This window comes from Herminiimonas sp. NPDC097707 (genome assembly GCF_044761395.1).
In the GTDB taxonomy this organism is placed as follows: domain Bacteria; phylum Pseudomonadota; class Gammaproteobacteria; order Burkholderiales; family Burkholderiaceae_D; genus Oxalicibacterium.
Genome location: NZ_JBIWCI010000001.1, coordinates 471,683 through 497,809 on the forward strand (window position 1 = coordinate 471,683; position 26,127 = coordinate 497,809).

Here is a 26,127-nt window from a genome sequence, read left to right on the forward strand (position 1 = left end):
AGCAAATGACTCGCCATCAATATTGTGGGTAAGCATGAACGTACAGACAGCACGTATCCATTTGCATGAGGCTAGTGATTTGGCGCAGCGTTTTGCCGCAGTACGTGGGCTCTCATCTGCATTGGCGGCACCCTTGTCGGCGGAGGATTGCTGTGCGCAATCGATGCCGGATGCCAGCCCCATCAAATGGCATCTGGCGCATACCAGCTGGTTTTTTGAAACCTTCATCCTTGAACGTTTTGAAGCGAATTTCCAGCCATATCATCCTGCTTTCCGTGTGCTGTTCAACTCCTATTACAACGGTATCGGCGACAAGCATGCGCGTGCGCAGCGCGGTTTGCTGACGCGTCCCTCGTTTGCCGAAGTGCAGGCATATCGCCGGGATGTCGATGCACGCATCACGGCATTGCTCGCACAGCCGCTGGCAGATCATGCATGCGCTGAAATCGGCAGTTTGCTGGAACTGGGTTTGCAGCATGAGCAGCAGCATCAGGAATTGATGATGACCGATGTACTGCATCTGCTGTGGTGCAATCCGCTGAAGCCGGCGTATTGCGCTTCACCGCATCCTGTTTCAGCATCAGCGGGTGAGTTGCAATGGCAGTCTTTCAAGGGCGGCGTGGTACAGATCGGCCACGTCGATACCGGATTCTGTTTCGATAATGAAATGCCCGCACATCGGCAATTCATTGAACCCTATGCGCTGGCATCACGTCTGGTGACGAATCGCGAATACCTGGCCTTTGTTGACGCCGGCGGCTATCAAAATCCGGTGTGGTGGTTGTCGGAAGGATGGGATTGGGTGCGGACGCAGCAATTGACGCAGCCTTTGTATTGGTACACAGATGATGCAGCGGCAGCCCAGCAGGTATTTGGCTTGCACGGTTTGCAGGCGCTGGATCCGGATGCGGCGGCGACGCACATTTCCTATTTTGAAGCCGATGCCTATGCACGTTGGGCGGGTGCGCGCCTGCCTACCGAGGCGGAGTGGGAGCATGCGGCCAGGCAGTCCTTGGCAGCAGTGCATACAACAGAACATGCAGCAACAGAATTGAAACAGATGTTTGCCACTTGCTGGCAGTGGACCTCCAGCAGTTACGCGCCATATCCTGGTTATGCGACTGCGGCTGGCGCTTTGGGCGAGTACAACGGCAAGTTCATGTCGAATCAGTATGTGTTGCGGGGCTCTTCCTGCGTTACGCCGGATGGGCATAGCCGTGCAACTTACCGTAATTTTTTCCCGGCGACGGCGCGTTGGCAGTTTTCCGGTATCCGGTTGGCGCGTTAGAAATTTGGGAGGAGGAAACAGCATGCGTACGAAAGCCGCTGCCAGCGGCTTTATTTTTTGCTGATGACCAGATATCTACTCTTATTCAGCCGCGTGAAGCGCCTATTCGCTATTTTCAGCGATTTTTATATCCGATGACATAAAAAAAGCCCTCATCGTCGAGGGCTTTTTTCTCTTGCAGGCAGTTCGTTTTACAGCGAACCTTGTACAGCAGAATTAATATCGTTGCTGTTGCTGTTGTGGCTGCTGAGCTTGCTGCTCTGCCACGTAAATTTCAACGCGGCGATTGCGTGCGCGGCCGGCTTCGTTGGCATTGCTGGCGATTGGCTCGCGGCTGCCGCGGCCATCTACATAGATACGTTGTGGCGCTACGCCACGGCCTGCCAGATAGTCACGCGTGCGCGAGGCGCGATCGAATGACAGCGGATTATTGATGGCATCGCTGCCGGTGCTATCCGTATGGCCGATGATAGTGACGGTCGCGGCAGGATTGTCTACCAGGCCGGTAGCAAAGCGATCCAGGATAGGGCGGAAGCTGGAATTGATGTCCGAGCGGCCGGTCGCGAATGAAATATCGCTGGGGATATCAAGTTTCAGGCGGTTATCGGCAGTCTGTGTAACTTGTACGCCGGTACCTTGAGTAGCCTGTTCCATTGCGCGTTTCTGGTTTTCCATTTTGCTGGACCAGACATTGCCGGCAACTGCACCGAGTATGCCGCCCAATGCAGCGCCGCCCGCGATGTTTTTCGAGCCGCCACCCACGCCGCCGATCAAGGCGCCCAAGCCTGCACCTATGCCAGCTCCTTGCGCGGTGCCGCGCTCTGTTTCGGACATATTGGCGCAGCCGGAGAGAGCCAATACGGCGGCAAGACTGCCAATCATTAATGTGCGCATGACGTTTCCTTGTAAGAATTTATTGAAATGATGCGTGTGCTACCGATCGGAGAATGGAAAGTTTGATGCCACTCACCATCGATCAGGCAAACGCAATAGTTGGATTGCGGCACGGCTTTTTGGTGCCCGACGCAGCAATTTATTTGTTTCGAGTAAATATAACGCAGTCAGCATGAATGCGTTGACGCAGGAAGAAAATCACTGCATTTGTTAACAATCGTTTTGTTATTGTCCTCGATCGTGTGTGCGGGAAGGCAATAACAAAAGGAGAAATCACCTCGGTGATTTCTCCGGCCATGTTTATTTTTGACGCAAGTCGTTTTTAACCGCTTGTACGCCTTTGACGCCACGTGCTACCGCACCGGCTTTGGCAATATCCTGTTTTTCGCTGACGAAACCGCTCAGCTGTACTGTACCTTTAAAGGTTTCCACATTGATTTCCGTGGATTTCAAGCCGGGCTCATTCAAGATGGCCGCTTTTACCTTGGTGGTGATGACGCTGTCATCAAAGTATTCAGCTGTTCCTTCTTTTTTATCAGTCGAGGCGCAACCGACGACGGCGGTCAGCATCAAGGCAGCGAACAGTGTGGTGATCAATTTTGTTTTGGTCATGGTTTTTCTCCGGTTGGTCTATCTTTACAGCAGGCGATACTCGTTTGAGTGACGCCGCGTAATAAATGCCGCAACTTCATGCAATCCATGAAGTTAGCTGCCGACGTTTTGCATATGCGTAAGACCCGTCGATGAGGCAAGATTACCGAGACGTAATGGGGTGGTCTGTGCGCTAACGAACACAGTTTGATAATGCGCTTCCGGGGAGAAATATTTATGCACGCCAATATTGTTGATGCCGAATTTGCTGCTGTAGAGATAGTGTGCAGCCGCTTTATTATTGCGCGTGCAATCAAGGATGAGTGTTGCAGGGTATGAAAAAGCCTGCGTATCAGTTAGATAGGCAGGCTTTTTTACAAACGGGAAAATTCATCGATCCATCGATCAATCGCACAGTTGCTGCGGCGTTCTTGTGCTGTAGGCAAGAACGAAAGCATCGAAATCGCCGTTCTGCGTACGTTCCATCTCTGCCTGCTGGGCAATGGAGTCCTGCGCCAGCGTATTGAAGTAGGCATTTTCTTCCGTACTCAATGGACGTGCACGGAAGTATTGAGCGTGCGCAATGCTCTGACGCAGGCCGAATTGCTCGAACGATTGATCGGTCGTTTGCAGTTCCGCCAGCACCCGTGCGGAAGGCGTCAACTCAGGATGCAGCAGCTTGTCTTTTTGCGTGGCGAGTGCGCGCGCATGTTGCTGATCCTTGCTGGTGGCGTCCAGTACATTGGCGACTGCCTGAATTTTTTCCAGCAGTTCCAGTCCCCAAGCCTGCAATGCGATCGGAGCGCCGTCGCGTTGCAGGTGCAGGCCGGGACGACGCCCTTGCTTGACGGTGCTGGCGAAGTTTTCCGTTTTTTCGCGATGGCTGGCTTCATCCGTGAACGGGCTTTCATCCAGCGCACAGAACAGCAGGAAGGCATCGAGGAAACGTGAGGTTTCGAGGCTGATGCCGAGCGGTTCGAACGGGTCGATATCCATGCAGCGCACTTCGATATATTGCACGCCGCGTGCGCATAGCGCTTCGACCGGCCGTTCGCCGCTGTTGATCACGCGTTTGGGGCGGATCGTGGCGTAATACTCGTTTTCGATTTGCAGCAGATTGGTATTGAGCTGTATCCACTCGCCATCGCGTTGGGTGCCTATGGCTTCATAGGCAGGATACGGTTGGCGCACTGCGCGCGACAGGCTGCGCATATAACTTTCCAGATCGTTATACGGCTGCATCAAACCGGCTTGTGCATCATTTTGATAACCGAGATCGCTCATGCGCAAACTGGTTGCATAAGGCAGGTACAGCGTATCGTCGGACAGCGTTTCCAGTTCGTGCTGGCGACCGCGCAGGAAGTGCGTTGATAGCGCAGGCGATGCGCCGAACAGATACATCAGCAACCAGCTGTAACGATGGAAGTTGCGTATCAGTGCGATATAGCTCTCGGATTGAAAGGTCTTGTCGTCTGCCGTACTGTTTGCATCTTTTTTCAAGACGCGCCACAGGTCTTCCGACAGCGAATAGTTGTAGTGCAGGCCGGCGATGCATTGCATGGCCTTGCCGTAGCGCAGCGCAAGGCCACGCCGGTAAACGTGCTTGATCATGCCGATATGCGAGGTGCCATACCAGGCGATGGGAATGTCCGCCTCATCCGGCAAGATGCACGGCATGGACTGACTCCACAATAATTCATGTTCCAGTCTGGCATTGGTGAAGCGATGAATGCGATCCAGATCGTCCAGTGCGGTGGCGATATCATGTTCTGCAGGAGTGATGAATTCCAGCAGGGACTCGGAATAATCGGTGGTGATTTGCGGATTGGTTAATGCAGAACCGAGTGCAGCTGGATGCGGATCAACGGCGAGACGGCCCTGCATATCGACGCGCAGGGTTTCCCGTTCTATGCCGCGGCGTCCCTGATCCAGCAAGCTGCGATGCGCATCGCTTGCCACTAGCGCGAGTCGGCGCGTGAATAAATTGCTCAATTGGTGATCCTCTATCGATATCCCGCCTGATCAAGCGCGGTAACTTTGGCGGAAGAATAACCGAAAACGGCCGAGCAGGTAGGGTGACAGGATTTTTTGCGGCTGAGAATAACAATATGAATGAATTTTGACATCCAATGATGTGGATCAAAATATCAAGGTACGATCCTAGCAAAACGGACGGGCCGCAAGGTTTATTTGCGACCGCCCTTTGCTGCAACAGCCATACCCTTGCGTGCAGGTTTTGCCGCAACGATCACGCGTCCCGTCGTGCTGCGCGCAACCGGTGTGCGCTGAACGGCTCCGCCTGGACGCGGCTTGTTCTGGCCGAATTTTTTTGCAAGTTGATTCGGTCCCGGTGTTTCGCGACGACGTTCTGCAATCGCCAGACTGCGGTTGCCGGCATCATGGCGTGGAACAAGGTGATGCTCGCCACTGCCGATCAAATCGCTGCGTCCCATGCGTTGCAAGCCTTCACGCAGGATTTCCCAGTTATCCGGATCGTGATACCGCAGGAAGGCCTTGTGCAATTTACGGATCTTGCCGGTGCGTACAGTCTCGACTGCTTCCGAATCTTCCGTCACTTTGCGCAAAGGATTTTTACGTGTGTGATACATCGTCGTTGCCAGCGCCATTGGCGTCGGCATAAAGGTTTGTACCTGATCGAGACGGAAGTTGTTTTTCTTCAGCCACAAAGCCAGATTCAGCATGTCTTCATCGGTGGTGCCAGGATGGGCGGCGATGAAGTAAGGGATCAGATACTGTTCCTTGCCGGCTTCCTTCGAATACTTCTCGAACAATTCCTTGAACTTGTCGTAGGCGCCCATGCCCGGTTTCATCATCTTCGACAGCGGGCCTTCTTCCGAATGTTCCGGTGCGATCTTCAGCAGGCCGCCGATGTGATGCGTGACCAGCTCCTTCACATATTCCGGCGAACGTACGGCAAGGTCGTAACGCAGGCCGGAACTGACGAGGATTTTCTTGATGCCGGGAATCGCGCGTGCCTTGCGATACAACTGGATCAGCTTGCTGTGATCGGTGCCGAGATTCGAGCAGATGCTTGGATACACGCAGGACAGGCGACGGCATGATTCTTCGATGCGCTTGTCCTTGCAGGCGAGGCGATACATGTTCGCGGTCGGGCCGCCCAGATCCGAAATCGTGCCGGTGAAACCTTTGGTCTTGTCGCGTATCAGTTCGATTTCGCGCAGGATGGATGGCTCCGAACGACTCTGGATGATGCGGCCCTCATGTTCGGTGATCGAACAGAAGGTGCAGCCGCCAAAGCAGCCGCGCATGATGTTGACCGAGAAGCGGATCATTTCCCACGCAGGAATGTTTGCCTTGCCGTAGCTTGGATGCGGTGCGCGTGCGTAGTTCATGTCGTACACGCCATCCATCTCATCCATCGCCAGCGGTAGCGGCGGCGGGTTGAGCCAGACGTCGCGTTCGCCGTGTGCCTGCACCAGGGCGCGTGCATTGCCGGGATTGGATTCCAGATGGAAGACGCGCGATGCATGCGCATATAAAACCGGATCGTCCTTGATCACCTCGTAGGAAGGCAGGCGCACGACGGTTTTGTTGCGCACTTCCTTCTCGGCTTCGCGCCGTTCTTCGCGGCTCATGATCTTGATGACTTTGACAGCGGGTTCGACGGGGACGGCCTCGTCGGTTTTGCAGCCTTCCGTATTCTTCATTTTCATTTCATACGGATCGGGATGCGCTTCCACTTTGCCCGGCGTATCGACGCGCGTGGAATTGGCTTCGGCCCATTCCGGCGTCGGTTTCCAGCCCGATGGCACCATGAAGGCGGTACCGCGCAGGTCGCGTATGGAAGAAATCGGTTCGCCGGCGGCGACGCGATGCGTCAGATCGACCAGCGCACGCTCTGCGTTACCGAAGATCAGAATGTCGGCTTTTGAATCCGGCAGCACCGAGCGGCGTACCTTGTCCGACCAGTAATCGTAATGTGCGATACGGCGCAGGCTCGCTTCAATACTGCCGATGACGACATTGACGCCGGGATAAGCTTCACGAACACGCTGCGAATAGACCGTCAGCGCGCGATCCGGGCGCTTGTTGGCTACACCATGAGGTGTGTAGGCATCGTCGGAGCGTATCTTGCGGTCCGCCGTATAACGGTTGACCATCGAATCCATATTGCCGGCCGTGATGCCGAAATACAGATTCGGCTTGCCGAGTGCGCGGAACGGTTCGGCCGACAGCCAGTCCGGCTGACTGATAATGCCGACGCGAAATCCCTGCGATTCCAGTAATCGTCCGATCAGCGCCATGCCAAAGCTTGGATGATCGATGTAGGCATCGCCGGTCACCAGAATGACATCGCAGCTATCCCAGCCGAGTACATCCATCTCGGCCCGTGACATTGGCAGGAAAGGTGCAGGTTTGGCTGCCGTCTTGCCCTTGGGCGAATGTTTGACGGGATAGGAAAACAGATTTTTTGGCTGAGCGCTCATGGAATGCAATATCGGAAATGACGTGGCCGGAAGGCTGTCATGTCGCCGTTGGCGAAGAAGACGACAGTATGACAGCCTTTGGCCGATCGCAACGATATCGGGCTTGCGATAAGTCTACTTTCACTTTTAAACGCAAATATAAAGTTGTCTTAAAAGAAAACAATTGTTAACGGAATGTAAACAATGCTCAGCTTTTCCATTTTTGCGTCGATATACCTTATACGATCGTGGCAAATTCACAAAGGATGTTGTCAATGCGATCATTTTCAGGATCGGCTTGATAAAAATAAGGATCTATCATGACTACCATTGCAAACAACATCACAAACAGCGCGCCACGCCCGGCTGTGACACCTGCCGCTGTCGCATCCACGCGTGAGAATACGTCGCGCCAAACCGAAAAAATCGAGACGCCGCCTGGCGACAAGGTGACGCTGGGCGAGCAGGCGACAACAGATGCCAGCACTTATCCGAACCCGCGCACTAATCCGGCGCAAACGCATACGGATCCTATGCAAGCGCGCACGGACATAGCGACCATGCTGGAAGAATCCAATCGCAAGGTGCAGGAAATTATCAATCTGATCCTGCCTTTGATGACGCAGCAGGGATTGGATATCGCCAAAGTAATCAGCGGCGAACAAAAACTGACTGCCGATGCGGCCTCGATAGAGAAAGCCAAGGCGGCAATTGCCGAAGACGGCGAAATGGGCGTGCGTCAGGTTGCAGAGCGCATCCTGAATTTTTCCAAGGCTTCCATCGGAGACGATCCTGCGAAACTGGCGGCAGTGCGTGCGGCAGTTGAAAAAGGCTTCAAGCAGGCGACGGAAATGCTGGGCGGCAAGCTGCCTGAAATCAGCCAGCAAACATATGCAGCCGTGATGGCCCAGTTCGATCAATGGGAAAGTGCAGGCATTCCTTCCGGGAACGTGAGCCTGGCGCCGAAAACAGCTACAGTCGACAGCAAGGTCGCCTAACTGTTGGACAAGTTGATGTGCGCAGGCAGGTGCTAAAACGCTTGCGATAGATGTGCGGCAGGCTGACAATAGCCATCTTTTTCAGATTGCCAGCACATGACTGATTCCATACGCCTCGCCAAGCGCGTCGCCGACACTGTGCCATGTTCGCGTCGCGAAGCCGAACAATATATTGAAGGCGGCTGGGTGACGGTGGACGGCGTTGTGATTGAAGAGCCCGGACACCGGGTTTCAACACAGCAGGCGATTCATCTTTCTCCCGATGCGACTCTGGTCGCCATCAATCCTGTCACGATTCTGTTGCACAAGCCGGCCGACATCGATGCCGACGCCGCCTTGCGACTGATCACGCCGGAAAACCTGTATGCGGAAGATCGTTCCGGCATACGCTTCCTGAAAAAACATACCAGCGAATTAAAGCCGACCGATGCCCTGGAAACATATGCCAGCGGCCTCATGGTCTTCACGCAGGATTGGCATGTCGCGCGCAAGCTGGTTGATGATGCCGCAACGATAGAACAGGAATACATCGCAGAAGTCAGCGGCGATGTGATACCGAACGGCCTGGCATTGCTGAATCATGGCCTGAGCTTCAATCGCCGGCCTTTGGCACCGATGAAAGTCAGTTGGCAAAACGAAACGCGGCTGCGTTTCGCACTGAAGGCCGGACAGCGTGGCCAGATTGCACACATGTGTGAAATGGTGGGTTTGAAGCTGCTCAATCTGAAACGCATCCGTATTGCACGCATTCCGATGGCGAGCTTGCCCGTCGGGCAATGGCGTTACCTGAAAGGCTATGAGCGGTTCTAACGGTTCTAATACATCCGCTGCAGAGGCACTTTAATCTGGCGCTTCGTTTGGCCATGTCTTGCGCCTGATTCTCTTTTGTCAGTGTATGGTTTCATTGATCTGTTTATTTGGATAAATCGGGTGTAAAGTTCTGGCCAGCAACATTGCTTTATTTTATTTATCGCTCGTTTTTGATGAATAAAATGATGAATATAGACGGCCTGACGGATAGCGATACTCTGTCAAAAATAGAATACGAGGCCTGGAGGAGCAAGATGCAAGCGTTCAACGATGGCCGCTGAGATGCCATCAGGCAGATTCGTCTGGTTTTCGTCACGCTGCATGACGCAGCAAATCTTCAAGCATTTAAAAATCCTTAGCTATTTTTGCGATTTATCGCTCAATCACCGTCAAGCTTGCGTATTAACAGCCGTTATATGACAAACGTATGACTAGCTTTTGCGATGTCGGTTTTGTTTTCAGAATGTCATCTGCGTGATCGACATTCTGATGAAATGGCAACAGTACTTAAAGCATAAAAAAACAATTTTGGAGAAGACACCGTGCGCATTGCAAATATGAAAATAGGTACCCGACTGGGACTGGGATTCGGTTTGATCCTGCTGTTGGTCGCGGCAATGGGTGCCACCGGCATCATGCGCCTAGAAAACATCAACGGTGCAAGCCGTCACCTGGTGGATGATTCGCTGGGTATGCAAAAATCAGCGCAAAACTGGTTGCTGGGAACCAGCGTCAACGCGTCGCGTACTTTGGCATTGGTGAAGGCATCGGATCCGGAATCGCAGGAATTCTTCCAAAAAGCGATTACTGCACAGAGCAAGCAGATTACCGAAATTCAAAAAAGTATTGAAGATCGCATCAATAGCGACAAGGAAAAAGAACTGTTTGCCGAAGTGGGCAAAAAACGTAGTGCTTACATTGATATCCGCAAGTCGATTCTTGGCGTCAAGGCCGGTGGCAATATCACGGAAGCCAATCAGATGATCGACACAAAAATGGTGCCGGCACTGGATGCTTACGTTGATAGCGTGAAAGACGTGCTTGCTTACTATGAAAACGAAGTCAAACTGGCAGATCAATCGATCACCGACGATTATCTGTCCGGTCGTATGGCGCTGATCATAGGCGCTGTGATTGCGATCCTGCTGGGCACACTCATCGCCTGGCGCCTGACGGTGGGCATTACGCGTCCCTTGCATGAAGCCTTGAAAGTGGCCGAGTCGGTAGCAGAAGGCGATCTGACGGCACGCAGCGATATGGCAGCGACCCAGGATGAGCCAGGGCTGCTGCTCAGCGCATTGGGCCGTATGCAGGCAAATCTGGTGCGTACCGTTACGCAGATTCGCCTCGGCACCGATACGATTGCAACCGCATCGAGTGAAATTGCCAGCGGTAATCTGGACCTTTCCTCGCGTACCGAACAGCAAGCCAGCTCGCTGGAAGAAACCGCTTCCTCGATGGAAGAACTGACATCGACCGTGAAACAGAATGCCGATAACTCGCGTCAGGCCAATCAACTGGCGGTGGCAGCTTCGACGGTCGCGGTGAAGGGTGGTGCGGTGGTTTCGCAAGTGGTCGATACCATGGGTGCCATCAACAACTCGGCGAAGAAAATTGTCGACATCATCGGCGTCATCGACGGCATTGCATTTCAGACCAACATCCTGGCATTGAATGCTGCAGTTGAAGCAGCGCGCGCCGGCGAACAGGGCCGCGGCTTCGCGGTAGTGGCAACGGAAGTGCGTAATCTGGCGCAACGTTCGGCTGCTGCGGCAAAAGAGATCAAGACTCTGATCGGCGATTCAGTCGAGAAGGTCGATGCGGGCAGTAAATTGGTGGCAGAAGCCGGCACCACGATGGATGAAATCGTCGATGGCGTCAAACGCGTCGCCGATATCATGGCCGAGATTACCGCTGCCAGCCAGGAGCAAAGCGACGGTATCGAGCAGGTCAATCAGGCTGTCAGCCAGATGGATCAGGTTACGCAGCAGAATGCCGCGCTGGTGGAAGAAGCAGCAGCTGCCGCTGAATCCCTGCAGGATCAGGCCAAGAATCTGGCGGAAGCCGTCAGTGTGTTCCGCGTTGGCAGTGGCTATGCGACAGCACAGTCAGCCGCGCCGCGTACGGTGCAATCGACAGCTATGCATAAACCACTTGCTGCTCCTGCCAGAAAAGCTTCGTCACCTTCATCACTGGCGGTGACTGAATCGAAGAAATCTGCAGCACCGAAACCGGCTGCTGCCGGCGGTGATGACTGGGAAGAGTTTTAACGACCGCTTATCCGCAACACGCGGATAAGAAAAAAGGGATTCTGCGAGAGGCGATTAAATCGCCTTGCTGCAGAATCCCTTTTTATTTACCTGATGCCTAGGCTGATGCAAAGTCAGCCGGTCGTGATTACTTGTTCAGGATGGCGCTGTGAAACACGATGTGATCCTGCATGAAGGTCGAGATGAAATAGTAGTTGTGATCGTAACCGGAATGACGACGCAGCGTCAGCGGCTGATCTGCCGCCCAGCATGCCGCTTCAAACTGATGTGGCTTTAGTTGTTCATCCAGGAATTGATCGTCCAGTCCCTGATCGATCAGGATACCTTGCGGGAACGGGGTCTTGCGCGTGCGCATCAAGGCGCTTGCATCGTGCTGCAACCAGGTTGACTGATCCGGGCCCAGATAGGCCGAGAACGCTTTTTGCCCCCACGGCACTTCAGTCGGCGCCGTGATCGGAGCAAAAGCAGATACCGATTGATAAATTTCCGGATATTTCAGCGCCAGCGTCAATGCACCGTGGCCGCCCATCGAATGTCCGAACACGCCGATACGATCGGCACGGGCAGGGAATTGAGCAAGGATGATGTTGCGCAGTTCCTGCACGACATAAGACTCCATGCGGAAGCAGGCCGACCATGGTTCCTGCGTCGCATCGATATAAAACCCTGCGCCGTGACCGAAGTCCCAGCTATCTCCGGCACCCTTGATGCCGGTGCGTCGCGGACTGGTATCCATCGTGACCAGCATGATGCCGTGCTCAGCCGCATAGCGCTGCGCGCCGCCCTTGATCATGAAGGTTTCGTCGGTGCAGGTCAGACCGGCCAGATAAAACAGTACCGGTACTTTGTGCAGTTTCGCTTGTGGCGGCTCATAGACCGAAAACGTCATCGGAAAACTGGTCGATGTCGATTCGTGTTTGTAAAAGCTTTGAACACCGTTAAAACATTTATGCTGACTGATGAGTTCCACTTCTTCCCCGCAAATTTAGTAAATCACAACCGAGCGGATTGATTCGCCGCTCTTCATCAAATCGAAACCTTCATTGATCCGTTCCAGCGGCAATGTATGCGTAATCAGATCGTCGATGTTGAGCTTGCCTTCCATATACCAGTCGACAATTTTCGGCACGTCGGTACGACCGCGTGCACCGCCGAAGGCCGAGCCTTTCCATTCGCGACCGGTAACCAGCTGGAATGGGCGGGTGCTGATTTCTGCCCCGGCTTCGGCCACGCCGATCACGATAGACTGGCCCCAGCCCTTGTGGCAGCATTCGAGTGCCTGACGCATCGTGTGCACATTGCCTATGCACTCGAAGCTGTAGTCAGCACCGCCGTCGGTCAGTTGCACGATGGCGTCGACCACGTTTTCAACCTTGCTCGGATTGATGAAGTGCGTCATGCCGAACTTGCGCGCCATCGCTTCGCGTGCAGGATTGAGATCGACGCCGATGATCTTGTCGGCACCGACCATTTTTGCAGCTTGAATCACGTTGAGGCCGATCCCGCCGAGGCCGAACACGACCACGTTTGCGCCGGCTTCCACTTTTGCAGTAAACAGAACTGCACCGACGCCGGTAGTGACGCCGCAACCGATGTAGCAAACTTTATCGAACGGGGCATCTTCACGGATTTTCGCCAAGGCGATTTCCGGCACCACGATGTAATTCGAGAAGGTCGATGTGCCCATGTAGTGAAACAGCGGCTTGCCATCGATGGAGAAACGGCTGGTCGCATCCGGCATCAGGCCGCGGCCTTGGGTAGAGCGGATTTTCTGGCACAGATTGGTTTTGCGCGACAGGCAGAATTTGCATTCGCGGCATTCCGGCGTGTAGAGCGGAATGACATGATCGTCGCGCTTCAGGCTTTTCACGCCTGGTCCGACTTCGACCACCACGCCGGCGCCTTCGTGGCCAAGGATGGCAGGGAAGATGCCTTCCGGGTCAGCGCCGGAGAGTGTGTAGTAATCGGTATGGCAGATACCGGTCGCCTTGATCTCGACCAGCACTTCGCCTTCGCGCGGTGCGCCCAATTCAACTTCTTCAATGGTTAGCGGTTGTCCTGCTTTCCAGGCGACGGCGGCTTTAGTTTTCATGATGGTTCCTGAAAAAAATGAACGATGTGAAATGATACGGTATCTTGCAGCGCGTGATGCATGTGCGTCTCTTGCAGCAGGGGGCGGCAGCTCCTGATACACGCGTGGCGCGCACCGGGAACTGCACAGAGGTATGAATCAGCGGAGGTTTTTACGCATCCGGCAGCACCACGTTGACATCCAGTACTTCCAGATTGCCCTGGCTGTTCAGTGAAATCTTGATGTCATCCGGATTGACCTTCACGTATTTTGAAATCACGGCGATCAATTCCTGATGCAGGGCCGGCAGGAAGTCGGGGCCTGCGCGACCGCTGCGTTCGCGTGCGATGATGATTTGCAGGCGTTCCTTGGCGGCGGATGCAGTTTTAGGTTTCGTGTTGAACAGAAATGACAGAAGCGCCATGATTACTTACTCCCAAAAATTCTTTGCAGGAAACCTGGCTTTTCGTAGTCGGTAAAGCGCAGCGGAACTTCTTCGCCCAGAAAGCGTGACACGACATCCTTGTACGCTTCGGAGACTTCGCTGCCTTCAATATGAATCGCCGGATTGCCGGCGTTCGATGCATGTAATACCGATTCCGATTCCGGAATGATGCCGACCAGCGGAATGCGCAGAATTTCCTGCACATCGGTGTAGGACAGCATTTCGCCTGCTTCGACGCGTTTCGGCACGTAGCGGGTAATCAGCAAATGTTCCTTGACCGGTTCGCCGCCGTTTTGTGCACGGCGTGATTTCGCCTGGATGATGCCGAGGATGCGATCTGAATCGCGTACCGACGACACTTCCGGATTGGTGACGATGATCGCGTCATCGGCAAAGGTCAGTGCCATCACGGCGCCGTGCTCGATACCGGCCGGCGAATCGCAGATGATGAACTCGAAATCCATGGCGGCCAGATCCTGCAGCACGCGCTCAACGCCGTCTTCCGACAACGCGTCCTTGTCGCGTGTTTGCGAAGCAGGCAGGACAAACAGATTGTCGCAGTGCTTGTCCTTGATCAGCGCCTGATTCAGCGTGGCTTCCTTGTTGACGACATTGATCAGGTCGTACACCACACGGCGTTCGCAACCCATGATCAGATCGAGGTTGCGCAGGCCGACGTCGAAATCGATGATGACGGTTTTATGCCCGCGCAGCGCCAGACCGGAGCCAAAGCTTGCACTCGAAGTGGTTTTGCCAACGCCGCCTTTACCTGACGTTACAACGATGATTTTTGCCAAAGGAAACCCCTTTCGTTAAATAATTTAATTGAATTATGCTGCTGCCTTGATGGGCAGCATGTCGATACGATTGCCTATCAGCCGCACTTGCGTGGCCTGCTGTTTGCGGTCTGCCGGAAAGCCATCCTCAAACGTGCGATACATGCCGGCGATCGAGACCAGTTCTGCTTCCATGCTTAAAGTAAAAATGCGTGCTTCGGTATTGCCGCTGGCGCCAGCCAGTGCACGGCCGCGCAGGGGCGCATAGATGTGTATGCTGCCATCGGCAATGACTTCGGCGCCGCTGTTGACGGCGGCGGTAATGATCAGATCGGCGCCGCGCGCATAAATACGCTGGCCGGCGCGCACCGGCATATCGACGATCATGGTGTTGGCGGCAAACTGGGCGGGCGCTGCAGCGTGAGCAGTTTGCTGTACTGCCGGCGCTACTGCCACCGCAACTTCTGCAGCTTCAAGCTCTATTTCAGCCTGTACCGGCGCCGGCGCTTTTGCCTCCGCTGCTGGTGCGGGCGCCTTGAGCGGGCCGTCCAGGCTCAGGCCGTGCGCGAGGATATCGGCTTCCATCTCCGGTGCGGCATTGCGCACGGCGACGGCGTTCAGGCGATATGCCTTCAGCAGCGTGGTGATGGCATGCCAGTCTATCGGTGGATGTGTTGCCGCGAGAGCACCGATATCGATGACGGTGAATTCATCATCGAAAAAATCAACATTGCCGCCGGTCATTTCCTGCATGGCGGCGTCGAGCACGCCCAGATCGACTTCGCGCAAAATGGCAGAGACGGCGACAACGGTGGAAATCTTGATTTCAATCGGTTTGCGAGATGAGCTTTTGGACATGGAAACGATAGTTGATGATGCTGGATTGCCTTGAAATTTTCTAACCGATTTCTGAAGGGTAACTTTGTTCCTGGAACGTCGTGCCTGCAGAGACTGCGTGCTGCGTATTATAACCGCAGCCGGGCAGGCTTCAGCAGCTGTTTGCCACGACAAATCTACTGGCCGGCACTTCACGCCGCGTGAATTTTATATACGGTTCTGCATGAGGGCGCGTGTAGAATAGCCCCTTTTTTTTCGGGACTAGCCATGTGGTTCAAGAATCTTCAGATATACCGTCTTCCTGCACCATGGGCCATTACTGCTGAACAACTGGAAACCGATCTGGCGCCACACGCATTCCAGCCTTGCAGCAGTCTGGATATGCAAAGCCAGGGTTGGGTATCGCCGCGTGAAAACGGCGCGCTTGTCTATACGCTCAATAAACAGATCATGCTGCTGCTCGGCACCGAGAAAAAACTGCTGCCGACCACGGTAATCAATCAAGTCACCAAGATCAAGGCGGCGGAAATCGAAGAGCAGCAAGGCTTCAAGCCCGGCCGCAAACAGATGAAGGAACTCAAGGAAGACGTCACCGACGAGTTGCTGCCGCGCGCGTTCAGCATCTGGCGCCAGACCTGGGTCTGGATCGATCCGGTCAACGGCTGGCTGGTCGTCGATGCCGGCAGTCCGGCAAAGGCCGACGAAGTCATCAAACTATTGATCAAATCGGTAGACAAGCTGCCGCTGGACACGCTGCACGTGGTGCAGTCGCCGGTAGCGGCGATGACGCAATGGCTGCTGACGGATGAAGCGCCGAGCGGATTTACCGTCGACCAGGACACCGAGTTGCGCTCCACCGGTGAAGGCAAGGCGACCGTGCGTTATGTGCGTCATACGCTGGAAGCCGAAGATGTACAGCGTCATATCGCTGCCGGCAAGCAATGCACACGGCTGGCGATGTCCTGGGCCGACAAGATTTCCTTCGTGCTGACTGAATCGCTGGCCATCAAGCGCGTGGCGCCACTGGACGTCATCAAGGAAAACACCGATACCACGGCGCAAAACGATGATGAGCGCTTCGATTCGGACGTGATGTTGATGACGGGCGAGCTGAGCCGCATGCTGGCCGATCTGGTGCAGGCGCTTGGCGGTGAGCAAGCTAAAAAATAGACACGGCAGCCGGCGCAATCCCGGATGATTGTCAGGTCGTCGAAGTTTTTGCCAGGCATGTATATTGCTGTTCAGTGCGAGTATGATGACGCAATCCGGTCTATGCAATGCAGACCTGATTGCGCTATCTTTTATTTGGTGTTTACTCTCTAGAAAAGTTATGGAAATTCAAGTTGGCGATATTGGCCACATCATTCAATTGTCGGTAGCTCCCGTGTTCCTGCTGACCGGCGTCGGCACCAATTTGATGGTGTTGACCAATCGTCTGGGCCGGATTACCGATAGGTCGCGTGTATTGGAAGAGAAGCTGCGTACTGTCGATCCCATCCATCATCCGGATCTCAACGCGGAACTGGTCACGCTGTATCCACGCGCGCACCTGATCAATCGCGCCATTACGATGAGTACCGCATGTGCGCTGCTGGTCAGCCTGGTGATCATCTCGCTTTTCCTCGGCGATGCATTGAGCATCGAACTATCCAAATTCATCGCGACTTTTTTTGTGCTGGCGCTGTTGTGCCTGGTTGGGAGCTTCCTGGCCTTGCTGCGCGAAATTCTAGTGGCGACGAATTCCTTGTACACGCGCAGGATAGAGCCAATAGCGCGCCCCTGAAAGCAGGGAAGGTATTTCAAAAGCCTGCCATATTCCGGCGGGCTTTTTTCATGGCGCTCGGTGTCATGCTGGAACATCCGGTTTTTCTGCATCCGGCGATGGATGTAAAAAAAGCCCGCCTGATTCAACCGGCGGGCTTTTTCATGATCGTCGCCCAAGGCGGCGAGGTCTATCTTATTCTGTTGGCGGTACGTAACCTTGCGCTGCGTCCGCACCTTCGCCGAAGAAATGTTTTTCCATTTGCGTTGCCAGATACTTGCGTGCGCGCACATCGGCCAGGTTCAAACGGTTTTCATTGACCAGCATGGTCTGATGCTTGAGCCAGGCAGCCCATGCTTCCTTCGATACGCTTTCATAGATGCGTTTGCCGAGTTCGCCCGGATACGGCGGAAAATCCAGTGCTTCGGCTTCCTTGTCGAGTTTGATGCAGTGAACCATGCGTGTCATGTTGCTATCCTTTGTATTACCCGCTGCGTAGCTGTTTGTAACTGTTACGCAGACCGGTTGAGTTGATGCCGCCGCTCAGCGATGAGCAACGGCGTATTGAAGAAGTGATGCCATTATAGATTTTTTGTGAAAACCAGGGATTTGCGCTGCCAGTTGTACATTTGCTGACGATTTTTCGGTAGATCGTCCACAGTGGCCGGCACGAAGCCGCGCTTGAGGAACCAATGCGCGGTACGCGTCGTCAGCACAAACAGTTTTTTCAGGCCGGCGGCGCGGGCGCGGTTTTCCATATGCTTCAGCAGGCGTTCGCCATCGCCCTGCGTTTGCACTTCCGGATTGACGATCAGACACGCCATCTCTGCCATTTTTTCAGCCGGGAAAGGATAGAGCGCTGCGCAACCGAAAATTACGCCGTCATGCTCGATGACCGAGAAGTAATTGATTTCGCGTTCGATCAGTTCGCGACCGCGCTTGACCAGCGTGCCGTCGGCTTCCAGCGGTTCGATCAGCTTCAGAATGCCGCCCACATCTTCAATCGTGGCATCGCGCAGGCTTTCCAGATTTTCAAAGGAAACCATGGTGCCCACGCCATCATGCGTAAACAATTCCAGCAAGGCCGAACCGTCGGTAGAAAACGGGATGATGTGCGCGCGTGGCACGCCGCCGTTGCAGGCCTGCACCGCATGTTGCAGATAAAAGGCCGAATCGGCAGGCACGCAATCGTAATTCAGTACGGCATCGACCTGGTGCGAAGACAGTTCGTGAATTTCAGCGCCGGCCTTGTCTATCATCATCGGCGTTTCGGTGATGAAAATCAGCTTGTCGGCGCGCAGCGCCTTGGCCGCGGATACTGCCACGTCTTCCATCGTCAGATTGAAGACTTCGCCAGTCGGCGAAAAGCCCAGCGGCGACAGCAGAACCAGACCGCCGGCCGCCAGAATAGGGTGGATCGCTTCATAAGCGATCTTGCGTGTCACACCGGTCAATTCCAGGTCGACGCCATCGACAATGCCGAGCGGGCGCGCGGTGACGAAATTGCCGGAAATGATGCGGATCGCCGCATGCGCCATCGGTGTGTTCGGCAAGCCCTGGCTGAATGCGGCTTCGATATCGAGGCGCAGTTCGCCGGCGGCTTCCTTCGCGCATTCCAGCGCGGCCACATCGGTAATGCGCAAACCGTTATGAAAACGGGCTTGCACATTCCGTAACGCCAGCTGTTCTTCGACTTGCGGGCGCGAGCCGTAGACAATCACGACCTTGATGCCGAGTGCATGCAGCAGCGATAAATCCTGCGCCAGCACCGGCAACGCGCCAGCGATGACCAGTTCGCCAGGAAAGGCGACCACGAAGGTCTTGCCGCGGAAGGCGTGAATGTACGGCGCGACCGAGCGCAGCCACTGGACGAATTGTTCGGGATTTTCCATGAGGCACATTATAACCATAGCAACTAGCTTCGATTGTGCGATTCAGGGACGAAATACGACACTGCTCTGTATAATTCCAATCTACATGTCCGCTCCAGAATCCACCCCCAAAACTACCTCAGTCACAAGCAGCCGTCCTGCGCGCAAGGCGCCGACTGCCGCTGTGTCGCCCGCTGTCAAGCCACCACTGCGCAATCCGCTACCGGTCATCACCTTTCCTGAAGAGTTGCCGGTTTCCGGCAAACGCGACGATATCGCGCGCGCCATTCAGGCTCATCAGGTTGTCATCGTCAGCGGTGAAACCGGCTCCGGCAAAACCACGCAGCTGCCGAAAATCTGTCTGGAACTCGGTCGCGGCCTGAACGGCCTGATCGGTCATACGCAACCGCGCCGGATCGCCGCTTCGTCCACCGCCAAGCGCATCGCGCAGGAAATCGGCTCGCCGCTGGGCGAACACGTCGGTTTCAAGGTGCGTTTCAACGATACGCTGACCAAGGGCGCGTGGATCAAGCTGATGACGGACGGCATTCTGCTGGCGGAAACGCAGACCGATCCACTACTGCGCCAGTACGACACCATCATCATCGATGAAGCGCATGAGCGCAGCCTGAACATCGATTTCCTGCTCGGCTATCTGAAGCAATTGCTGCCGAAGCGGCCCGACCTGAAAGTCATCATCACCTCGGCAACCATCGATGCCGATCGTTTTGCGCGGCATTTCGGTAGCAATGGAAAACTGGCGCCGGTGATAGAAGTGTCCGGCCGCATGTATCCGGTCGAGGTGCGCTATCGCCCGGTCGAAGCGTTCGACAAGAATGCGGTGAATCCAAATCCGAATGCAAGCTCTGATGCCGGCCAGGCACGGCGTTCGGTGCTGGCAGCGAAGGAACGCGGTCAACGCGATTTGATGGATGCAGTGGTCGATGCAGTGGATGAACTGGCGCGCATAGGTTCCGGTGACGTGTTGGTGTTTCTGCCGGGTGAGCGCGAAATCCGCGATGCCGCCGAAGCGCTGCGCAAGCATCATCCACCGCATGTGGAAATTTTGCCGCTGTTCGCGCGTCTTTCTGCGCAGGAGCAGGAACGCGTATTCAAGATTTCGAATGCGCGCCGTATCGTGCTGGCGACCAACGTTGCGGAAACCTCGCTGACCGTGCCCGGCATACGCTATGTGGTCGATGCCGGTCTGGCGCGCGTCAAGCGCTACAGCTATCGCAACAAGGTTGAGCAGTTGCAGATTGAACCGATTGCACAATCGGCGGCGAATCAGCGCGCCGGCCGTTGCGGTCGCGTCGCCGCCGGCGTCTGCATCCGTCTGTACGACGAGCAGGATTATTTGCTGCGGCCGAAATTCACCGAGCCGGAAATCCTGCGTTCTTCATTGGCCTCGGTCATTTTGCGGATGAAGTCCTTGCATCTGGCCGATGTGGAAACCTTTCCCTTCATCGAACCGCCGCTGGGCCGTGCGATTGCCGACGGTTATCAATTGCTGCAGGAGCTGGGGGCAGTCGACGATGAAAATAGCCTGACCAAACTGGGACGCGAACTGGCACGCCTGCCGCTGGATCCGCGCGTCGGTCGCATGATCCTGGCGGCAAAAGATAATGTCTGTCTGACGGAAGTATTGATTATTGCCGCTGCCCTGTCGGTGCAAGACCCGCGCGACCGCCCGATGGAAGCGCAGACGGCTGCCGATAATGCGCACAAGAAGTTTGCCGATGAAAAATCGGAATTCCAGAGTTATCTGAAAATCTGGAAATGGTTCGAGGATGCGATCGCGCACAAGAAATCAAATCGCCTGTTGCAGGAAGAGTGCCGTGCCAGTTTCCTGTCGCAATTGCGCCTGCGAGAATGGCGCGATGTGCATTCGCAATTGTTGACCATTGTGCGCGAGCAGGGCTGGCGTTTGAATGAAGCGCCCGCAACCTACGAGCAATTGCATACGGCGTTGCTGACCGGCCTGCTTGGCAATATCGGTTTCAAGTCGGAGGAAGAACAGCATTATCTGGGAGCGCGCGCCATCAAGTTCCATATCTGGCCCGGCTCATCGCTGATCAAGAAGGCCGGCAAATGGATCATGGCGGCAGAACTGGTCGATACCACGCGTCTGTATGCGCGTTGCATTGCGCAGATACAGCCGGAATGGCTGGAGCGTGTGGCCGGTCATTTGCTGAAAAAATCCTACGGCGAACCGCGCTGGGAAAAACGCACGGCGCAGGTGTCTGCGTACGAACGCGCAACGCTGTACGGCCTGGTCGTCTATAGCCAGCGGCGCATTCAATACGGCTTGATCAATCCATCCGACGCACGCGAAATATTCATCCGCGATGCTCTGGTCGGTGGCGATTTCGATACGCGTGCGCCGTTCTTTGCGCACAACAACAAGCTGATACGCGAGATTGAAAACCTCGAACACAAATCACGTCGTCTCGATGTGCTGGTCGATGATGAACTGATTGCAGCGTTTTACGACAAGCTGATTCCGGCCGATATCCACAACGGCATCAGTTTCGAGAAGTGGCACAAGGACGCGACTGCCAAAGAGCCGAAACTGCTGTATCTGAACCGTGACGATCTGATGCGGCATGAAGCAGCTGGCGTCACGACCGAGCTGTTCCCCAAGATGATGAACGTCGCCGGTGTCGAGATGGCGCTGTCCTATCACTTTGAACCTGGTACGCCGCGCGATGGCGTCACGCTGACGGTGCCCTTGTATGCATTGAATCAGGTTTCCGCCGACCGCTGCGAATGGCTGGTACCCGGCATGCTGAAGGAAAAAGTACATCTGCTGCTGAAGTCGTTGCCGCAAAAACTGCGCAGGCATTGCGTACCGATACCGGATTACGCGGCCGGTTTCTGCGACCGGATACACGAAGCCCATGCATTCGGCAAAGGAAGTCTGCTGGATGCGGTGATCGCCGATGTGCGCGAGCAAACCGGTATCGCTACCAAGACCACTGACTACAAGCTGGAAACGCTGCCTGCGCATCAGTTCATGAACTTCAAGATGATCGATGAGCATGGTCGTCAGCTGGAAATGGGGCGTAACCTGGCTACCTTGCGTGCCGAGTTCGGCGGACAGGCACGCGAGAGTTTTCAGCGTATTGCGGAACAGACGGCGATGCCGCTGGCAGGCAGTCTGGTGGGACAATCGACAGGTACCGGCAAAACTGTTTCCGTCACTGGAAAAATGCAGACGGCTAGCCAAACCGTTGCAGCACAGCCAGGCACCGTAGCTGCGGGCAAGGCAGTCAATGCGACCACACATCAAAACCTGACTGGCTGGACTTTCGGCGAATTGCCGGAACTGCTGGAAATCCAGCAAGGCAAACAGACGCTAATCGGCTTTCCGGCATTGGTGGACAAGAGCACGCACTGCGATCTGGAAGTGTTCGACGATCCGGCTGAAGCGGCGCGCGTGCATCGCATAGGCTTGCGTCGCCTGCTGGCTTTGCAGTTGAAAGAGCAACTCAAATATCTGGAAAAGAACATTCCCGGTTTGCAGCAGATGGGCATGCAATTCATGGCGCTCGGTTCGCAGGAAGAACTGCGCGAACAGATCATCAACGCCGGACTGGAGCGCGCCTGCCTGCAGGAACCCTTGCCGAAAAATGCAGAGGAATTCAACGCACGCAAGGATGAAGGGAAATCGCGTCTGGGTTTGCTGATCAACGAAATCGCACGCCTGCTCGGCCTGATCCTGAGCGAATACCATGCCTTGCCGAAAAAACTGCAAACCGTGAAGGCACATGCACAAGCCGTTACTGACATTCAATCACAGCTGCAAGGATTAGTCAGCAAACGCTTCCTTGCCGAAACCGACTACAGCAATCTCACGCATTTCCCGCGTTATCTGAAAGCGATCAATGTGCGCATCGATAAACTGCGCGCCGACCCTACGCGCGATGCACGTGCAATGACAGAGTGGCAGCAGGTTGCCGCGCCGTGGCAACGTGCGCTGAAGGAGCGTCATGGCGATCCGAAGATGACAGAGTTCCGCTGGCTGCTGGAAGAGTTACGCGTGTCGCTGTTTGCGCAGGAATTGCGTACGCCGATGCCAGTTTCCGCCAAGCGCTTGCAGAAAGTCTGGGAAACGATGCAGAGGTAGGCGCTTGTTCTGGAGATGAGTATGACGTTTTATTGGCAATCATAAAACATCTCTACTTTTTAGCGCAGAAAGCAAAAAATGCGTTTCGCAAAGCGTTTTTGTCATTTGTCCTCAATAATCACACTCTCGAACAATTTGTCCGCTTTGACAGAAGATTGATCATCTTTATTCTGATCGTAGTACCTCTGGTAATAGCGGACTTCAAAACCCATACGTTTATATTTTGTCGACCCGCATGAAATTATGTGCTGTTCGCTCCATCTTTTTTGCTGCTTGTTGTACGTGCGAATGTTGCGCAGATATTCTAATAACAAATGAACTCTGACACATTGATTGTTCTGCGGATATTCTTTGACGTCGAGAGTTTGTAGACTGAATTCTTGGTTTTTCACAAAGGCTTCTTGAATGTTCTTTTTGAGATGCTCGATATAACCGGAAATTGGATTGAATGGTGTATCCAGTTTAATTACATAGGCTTCAATTTCTTGATTTTCGTCGGCTGATTCGCCGTCCCTCTTCAGCTTGGCACTTAAACCAGATTTTGTAATAGTCCAACCAGTTTCATCCGGTGAACCGAAGCTGAGGCCCAGTATCGAGCCAGTATTGTCAGTAATGCCTATTCTTACACGCTCATCGTTCGTCATGCGATTGGTATCGGCGTGAAGATTCGTGCTGAACGAAAACAGGCACATGAAAAAGATGCAAAAGCATTTCATTGGAATCTCCTAAGTTAGGATTGCGCGTTAAATGGGGTAGCTCAAATCAAGGACGTGTGATCATAGACATTTGAAAAACAATGATAAATCCCATAATCATGGGGGTTATGCAGCCCAAACTATTATTTGTATTGTTATTGGCCCGGATACTTCTTAGGCTGTTCCCCTGTGATGGCGCATGAACTTATACTTGTCGTCACGTGAGGTGCACGGAGTCACAGCATGGGGGCAAAACGAGTAACCGGGGAATAGATATATGGGGGTGTCAGATATCTCGACGATTTCGCGTAAAATTGCGCAAATCCCTTACAACACTCACTTAAATCAAAGAATATGACCATCAAATCCGATAAATGGATACGCCGCATGGCGCAGGAAACCGGCATGATCGAGCCCTTCGAGCCCGGTCAGGTGCGTACCGCGAATGGACAGAAGATAGTCTCTTACGGTACCTCGTCTTACGGCTACGATATTCGCTGTGCCGATGAATTCAAGATATTCACCAATATCAACAGCACCATCGTCGATCCGAAAAACTTCGATGAAAATTCCTTTGTCGATGTCAAAAGCGACGTCTGCATCATCCCGCCGAACTCGTTTGCCTTGGCTCGCACCATCGAATACTTCCGCATCCCGCGCAATGTTCTGACGATTTGCCTTGGTAAATCGACGTACGCACGCTGCGGCATCATTGTCAACGTGACGCCCTTCGAACCTGAATGGGAAGGATATGTGACGCTGGAGTTTTCCAACACGACGCCGCTGCCTGCGAAGATTTATGCAGGCGAGGGCTGCGCGCAGGTGCTGTTCTTTGAAAGCGATGAAGTGTGCGAAGTGTCGTACAAGGACAGGGGCGGCAAGTATCAGGGCCAGCATGGAGTGACCTTGCCGAAGGCCTGATGAGGGGTGTACGATAAGGCAGCATGCGCTTGCCGACGGTAGACCAATCAAGTTGCCGGTGATTGCTCCCAAGCTGTTCGAGTCATCGGGAGAAACTGAAAAGTTTAGAAATCTTTACATTTGAATGTGTGCAAGTCTGTTTAAATAGGACTTCGTCTCATCATACTTACTCATCCTTCAGAGAAGGATGAGTCGAGGATTTTCAACAGCAGTCATCTCTAAAGGGGCCAGACCATGGGTATTCTAAGCACGATTTTCAGCAAGATTTTCCCGTCCTCACACGCCGCTCCGGCACCCACCGAAGCTGCGCCGGCAGCAACGTCAGCTACTGCAGCCGCTACGCCCGCCGTTGCATCAATTCAGCAGGTCGATGTAGAAGTTATTCTGAATGGCATGGCCGCAAAAAATTCGCAAAAGCTGAACTGGAAAACCTCGATCGTCGATCTGATGAAATTGCTCGATCTCGACAGCAGCCTGACTGCACGTAAAACATTGGCGCAAGAGTTGCATTTTTCAGGCGATACCAACGATTCCGCTTCGATGAATATCTGGTTGCACAAACAGGTCATGATCAAGCTGGCAGAAAACGGCGGCAAGGTGCCGGATGCGTTGAAGAGCTAACTAGTATTTCCCCTATGAAAATGCGGATCGTGTTTCACTCTTGTAGTGAAATCCGATCCGCATTTTTCATGCCGTCGTCCTTCGGACAGAAACGTAGTTACTCTCTGTGTTCCAGAACACGCTCTATACGCTTGTCCGGTACCAGCCACATGATAGCCACGAATACGTACAGGGATATCGATAACCACTCCAACCAGAATGCAGCCGGAATCGCAATGGCATAAAGAACAGGCGAGAGCTTGCCTTTCCAGTCCTTGCCGACGGCGCGTTTCAACAGTGATTGCGGCCCTTGTGACGCGATAATCAGGCGTTCGAGTATCCAATAGGCAAGGGCGGACATCAGCAAGACCACGCCGTAAATCGCAGATGGCATCGGGCCGAAATGATTTTCGCCCATCCAGCCTGTGACGAAGGGAATCAGAGATAGCCAGAACAACAGATGCAGATTGGCCCACAGCATGACACCTGTGACCTTTTCGCAGGTGTGCAGCATGTGATGGTGGTTGTTCCAGTAGATGCCGAGATAGACAAAGCTGAGGACATAGCTGAGAAATACCGGGATCAGCGGTTTCAGCGCATCCAGGCTTTCTCCGTGCGGAATTTTCAATTCCAGCACCATGATGGTGATAAGGATGGCAATCACGCCATCGCTGAATGCTTCGACCCGATTTTTCCCCATCATGCACTCCGTCTGACTAAC

General features: G+C 54.1%; 22 protein-coding genes. 9 read left to right on the forward strand and 13 right to left on the reverse strand.

Annotation, left to right across the window (positions count from 1 at the left end; genetic code table 11):
* Positions 1 to 34: 34 nt before the first annotated feature.
* Positions 35 to 1,288 (forward strand): ergothioneine biosynthesis protein EgtB, encoded by a 1,254-nt coding sequence (gene egtB / locus ACIQW9_RS02200; RefSeq protein WP_402332392.1) that lies wholly within the window; start codon positions 35 to 37, stop codon positions 1,286 to 1,288.
* A gap of 216 nt (positions 1,289 to 1,504) precedes the next feature.
* Here egtB and ACIQW9_RS02205 read toward each other — a convergent pair whose 3' ends face one another.
* The 4 genes from ACIQW9_RS02205 to ACIQW9_RS02220 all read right to left on the reverse strand — a co-directional run bounded on the left by ACIQW9_RS02205 (position 1,505) and on the right by ACIQW9_RS02220 (position 7,152).
* Positions 1,505 to 2,182: an OmpA family protein gene (locus tag ACIQW9_RS02205; protein WP_402332395.1), complete on the reverse strand. Its 678-nt coding sequence runs from the start codon at positions 2,180 to 2,182 to the stop codon at positions 1,505 to 1,507.
* A 300-nt stretch (positions 2,183 to 2,482) separates the two neighbouring features.
* On the reverse strand, positions 2,483 to 2,794 hold the full coding sequence (locus ACIQW9_RS02210; protein ID WP_402332398.1) for a BON domain-containing protein: 312 nt from the start codon (positions 2,792 to 2,794) through the stop codon (positions 2,483 to 2,485).
* Positions 2,795 to 3,178: 384 nt separating this feature from the next.
* Positions 3,179 to 4,765, reverse strand: coding sequence for a glutamate--cysteine ligase (gene gshA / locus ACIQW9_RS02215; RefSeq protein ID WP_402332401.1), 1,587 nt, complete (start codon positions 4,763 to 4,765; stop codon positions 3,179 to 3,181).
* Between the two features lie 194 nt (positions 4,766 to 4,959).
* Entirely contained in the window at positions 4,960 to 7,152 is a 2,193-nt protein-coding gene (locus tag ACIQW9_RS02220) for a YgiQ family radical SAM protein (RefSeq protein WP_402337824.1), read from the reverse strand.
* Positions 7,153 to 7,541: 389 nt separating this feature from the next.
* Here ACIQW9_RS02220 and ACIQW9_RS02225 point away from each other — a divergent pair, with 389 nt between their 5' ends.
* From ACIQW9_RS02225 to ACIQW9_RS02235, 3 genes are all read left to right on the forward strand, one after another.
* Positions 7,542 to 8,219 carry a hypothetical protein gene (locus tag ACIQW9_RS02225; protein ID WP_402332404.1) on the forward strand — a complete coding sequence of 226 codons (678 nt, stop codon included), beginning with the start codon at positions 7,542 to 7,544 and terminating at the stop codon, positions 8,217 to 8,219.
* Positions 8,220 to 8,315: 96 nt separating this feature from the next.
* Positions 8,316 to 9,029, forward strand: coding sequence for an rRNA pseudouridine synthase (locus tag ACIQW9_RS02230; RefSeq protein ID WP_402332406.1), 714 nt, complete (start codon positions 8,316 to 8,318; stop codon positions 9,027 to 9,029).
* 542 nt (positions 9,030 to 9,571) lie between these two features.
* On the forward strand, positions 9,572 to 11,299 hold the full coding sequence (locus ACIQW9_RS02235) for a methyl-accepting chemotaxis protein (RefSeq protein WP_402332409.1): 1,728 nt from the start codon (positions 9,572 to 9,574) through the stop codon (positions 11,297 to 11,299).
* A gap of 127 nt (positions 11,300 to 11,426) precedes the next feature.
* On the opposite strand, the gene fghA is transcribed toward ACIQW9_RS02235, so the two are convergent.
* From fghA to minC, 5 genes are all read right to left on the reverse strand, one after another.
* Positions 11,427 to 12,269 carry an S-formylglutathione hydrolase gene (fghA, locus tag ACIQW9_RS02240; protein WP_402332412.1) on the reverse strand — a complete coding sequence of 281 codons (843 nt, stop codon included), beginning with the start codon at positions 12,267 to 12,269 and terminating at the stop codon, positions 11,427 to 11,429.
* A gap of 15 nt (positions 12,270 to 12,284) precedes the next feature.
* Positions 12,285 to 13,391, reverse strand: a complete 1,107-nt coding sequence (locus tag ACIQW9_RS02245) for an S-(hydroxymethyl)glutathione dehydrogenase/class III alcohol dehydrogenase (protein ID WP_402332415.1) — start codon at positions 13,389 to 13,391, stop codon at positions 12,285 to 12,287.
* Positions 13,392 to 13,542: 151 nt separating this feature from the next.
* Positions 13,543 to 13,794: a cell division topological specificity factor MinE gene (gene minE / locus ACIQW9_RS02250; RefSeq protein ID WP_402332418.1), complete on the reverse strand. Its 252-nt coding sequence runs from the start codon at positions 13,792 to 13,794 to the stop codon at positions 13,543 to 13,545.
* Positions 13,795 to 13,796: 2 nt separating this feature from the next.
* A complete protein-coding gene (minD, locus tag ACIQW9_RS02255) occupies positions 13,797 to 14,612 on the reverse strand; it encodes a septum site-determining protein MinD (protein WP_402332420.1) in 816 nt (271 codons plus the stop codon).
* Between the two features lie 33 nt (positions 14,613 to 14,645).
* The gene (gene minC, locus ACIQW9_RS02260; protein ID WP_402332422.1) at positions 14,646 to 15,449 is read right to left on the reverse strand and encodes a septum site-determining protein MinC; all 804 of its coding nucleotides are present in this window, start codon (positions 15,447 to 15,449) and stop codon (positions 14,646 to 14,648) included.
* Positions 15,450 to 15,695: 246 nt separating this feature from the next.
* On the opposite strand from minC, the gene ACIQW9_RS02265 reads away from it, so the two are divergent.
* Positions 15,696 to 16,598, forward strand: a complete 903-nt coding sequence (locus ACIQW9_RS02265) for a recombination-associated protein RdgC (protein ID WP_402332424.1) — start codon at positions 15,696 to 15,698, stop codon at positions 16,596 to 16,598.
* Between the two features lie 160 nt (positions 16,599 to 16,758).
* Positions 16,759 to 17,211, forward strand: coding sequence for a DUF2721 domain-containing protein (locus ACIQW9_RS02270; RefSeq protein ID WP_402332426.1), 453 nt, complete (start codon positions 16,759 to 16,761; stop codon positions 17,209 to 17,211).
* A 174-nt stretch (positions 17,212 to 17,385) separates the two neighbouring features.
* On the opposite strand, the gene ACIQW9_RS02275 is transcribed toward ACIQW9_RS02270, so the two are convergent.
* Positions 17,386 to 17,658, reverse strand: coding sequence for an oxidative damage protection protein (locus tag ACIQW9_RS02275; RefSeq protein WP_011870593.1), 273 nt, complete (start codon positions 17,656 to 17,658; stop codon positions 17,386 to 17,388).
* Positions 17,659 to 17,771: 113 nt separating this feature from the next.
* Positions 17,772 to 19,082, reverse strand: coding sequence for an amino-acid N-acetyltransferase (gene argA, locus ACIQW9_RS02280; RefSeq protein ID WP_402332429.1), 1,311 nt, complete (start codon positions 19,080 to 19,082; stop codon positions 17,772 to 17,774).
* A gap of 85 nt (positions 19,083 to 19,167) precedes the next feature.
* Between argA and hrpA the strand changes: the two genes are divergently transcribed.
* Positions 19,168 to 23,190 (forward strand): ATP-dependent RNA helicase HrpA, encoded by a 4,023-nt coding sequence (gene hrpA, locus ACIQW9_RS02285; RefSeq protein ID WP_402332432.1) that lies wholly within the window; start codon positions 19,168 to 19,170, stop codon positions 23,188 to 23,190.
* A 101-nt stretch (positions 23,191 to 23,291) separates the two neighbouring features.
* Here the strand turns inward: hrpA and ACIQW9_RS02290 are convergent, their stop codons facing one another.
* Positions 23,292 to 23,834 (reverse strand): hypothetical protein, encoded by a 543-nt coding sequence (locus tag ACIQW9_RS02290; protein ID WP_402332435.1) that lies wholly within the window; start codon positions 23,832 to 23,834, stop codon positions 23,292 to 23,294.
* A 405-nt stretch (positions 23,835 to 24,239) separates the two neighbouring features.
* Between ACIQW9_RS02290 and dcd the strand changes: the two genes are divergently transcribed.
* Positions 24,240 to 24,806 carry a dCTP deaminase gene (gene dcd, locus ACIQW9_RS02295; protein WP_402332438.1) on the forward strand — a complete coding sequence of 189 codons (567 nt, stop codon included), beginning with the start codon at positions 24,240 to 24,242 and terminating at the stop codon, positions 24,804 to 24,806.
* Positions 24,807 to 25,040: 234 nt separating this feature from the next.
* The gene (locus tag ACIQW9_RS02300; protein WP_402332439.1) at positions 25,041 to 25,427 is read left to right on the forward strand and encodes a DUF3597 domain-containing protein; all 387 of its coding nucleotides are present in this window, start codon (positions 25,041 to 25,043) and stop codon (positions 25,425 to 25,427) included.
* Between the two features lie 97 nt (positions 25,428 to 25,524).
* Here the strand turns inward: ACIQW9_RS02300 and ACIQW9_RS02305 are convergent, their stop codons facing one another.
* Positions 25,525 to 26,106 (reverse strand): TMEM175 family protein, encoded by a 582-nt coding sequence (locus ACIQW9_RS02305; RefSeq protein WP_402337827.1) that lies wholly within the window; start codon positions 26,104 to 26,106, stop codon positions 25,525 to 25,527.
* Positions 26,107 to 26,127 lie beyond the last annotated feature (21 nt).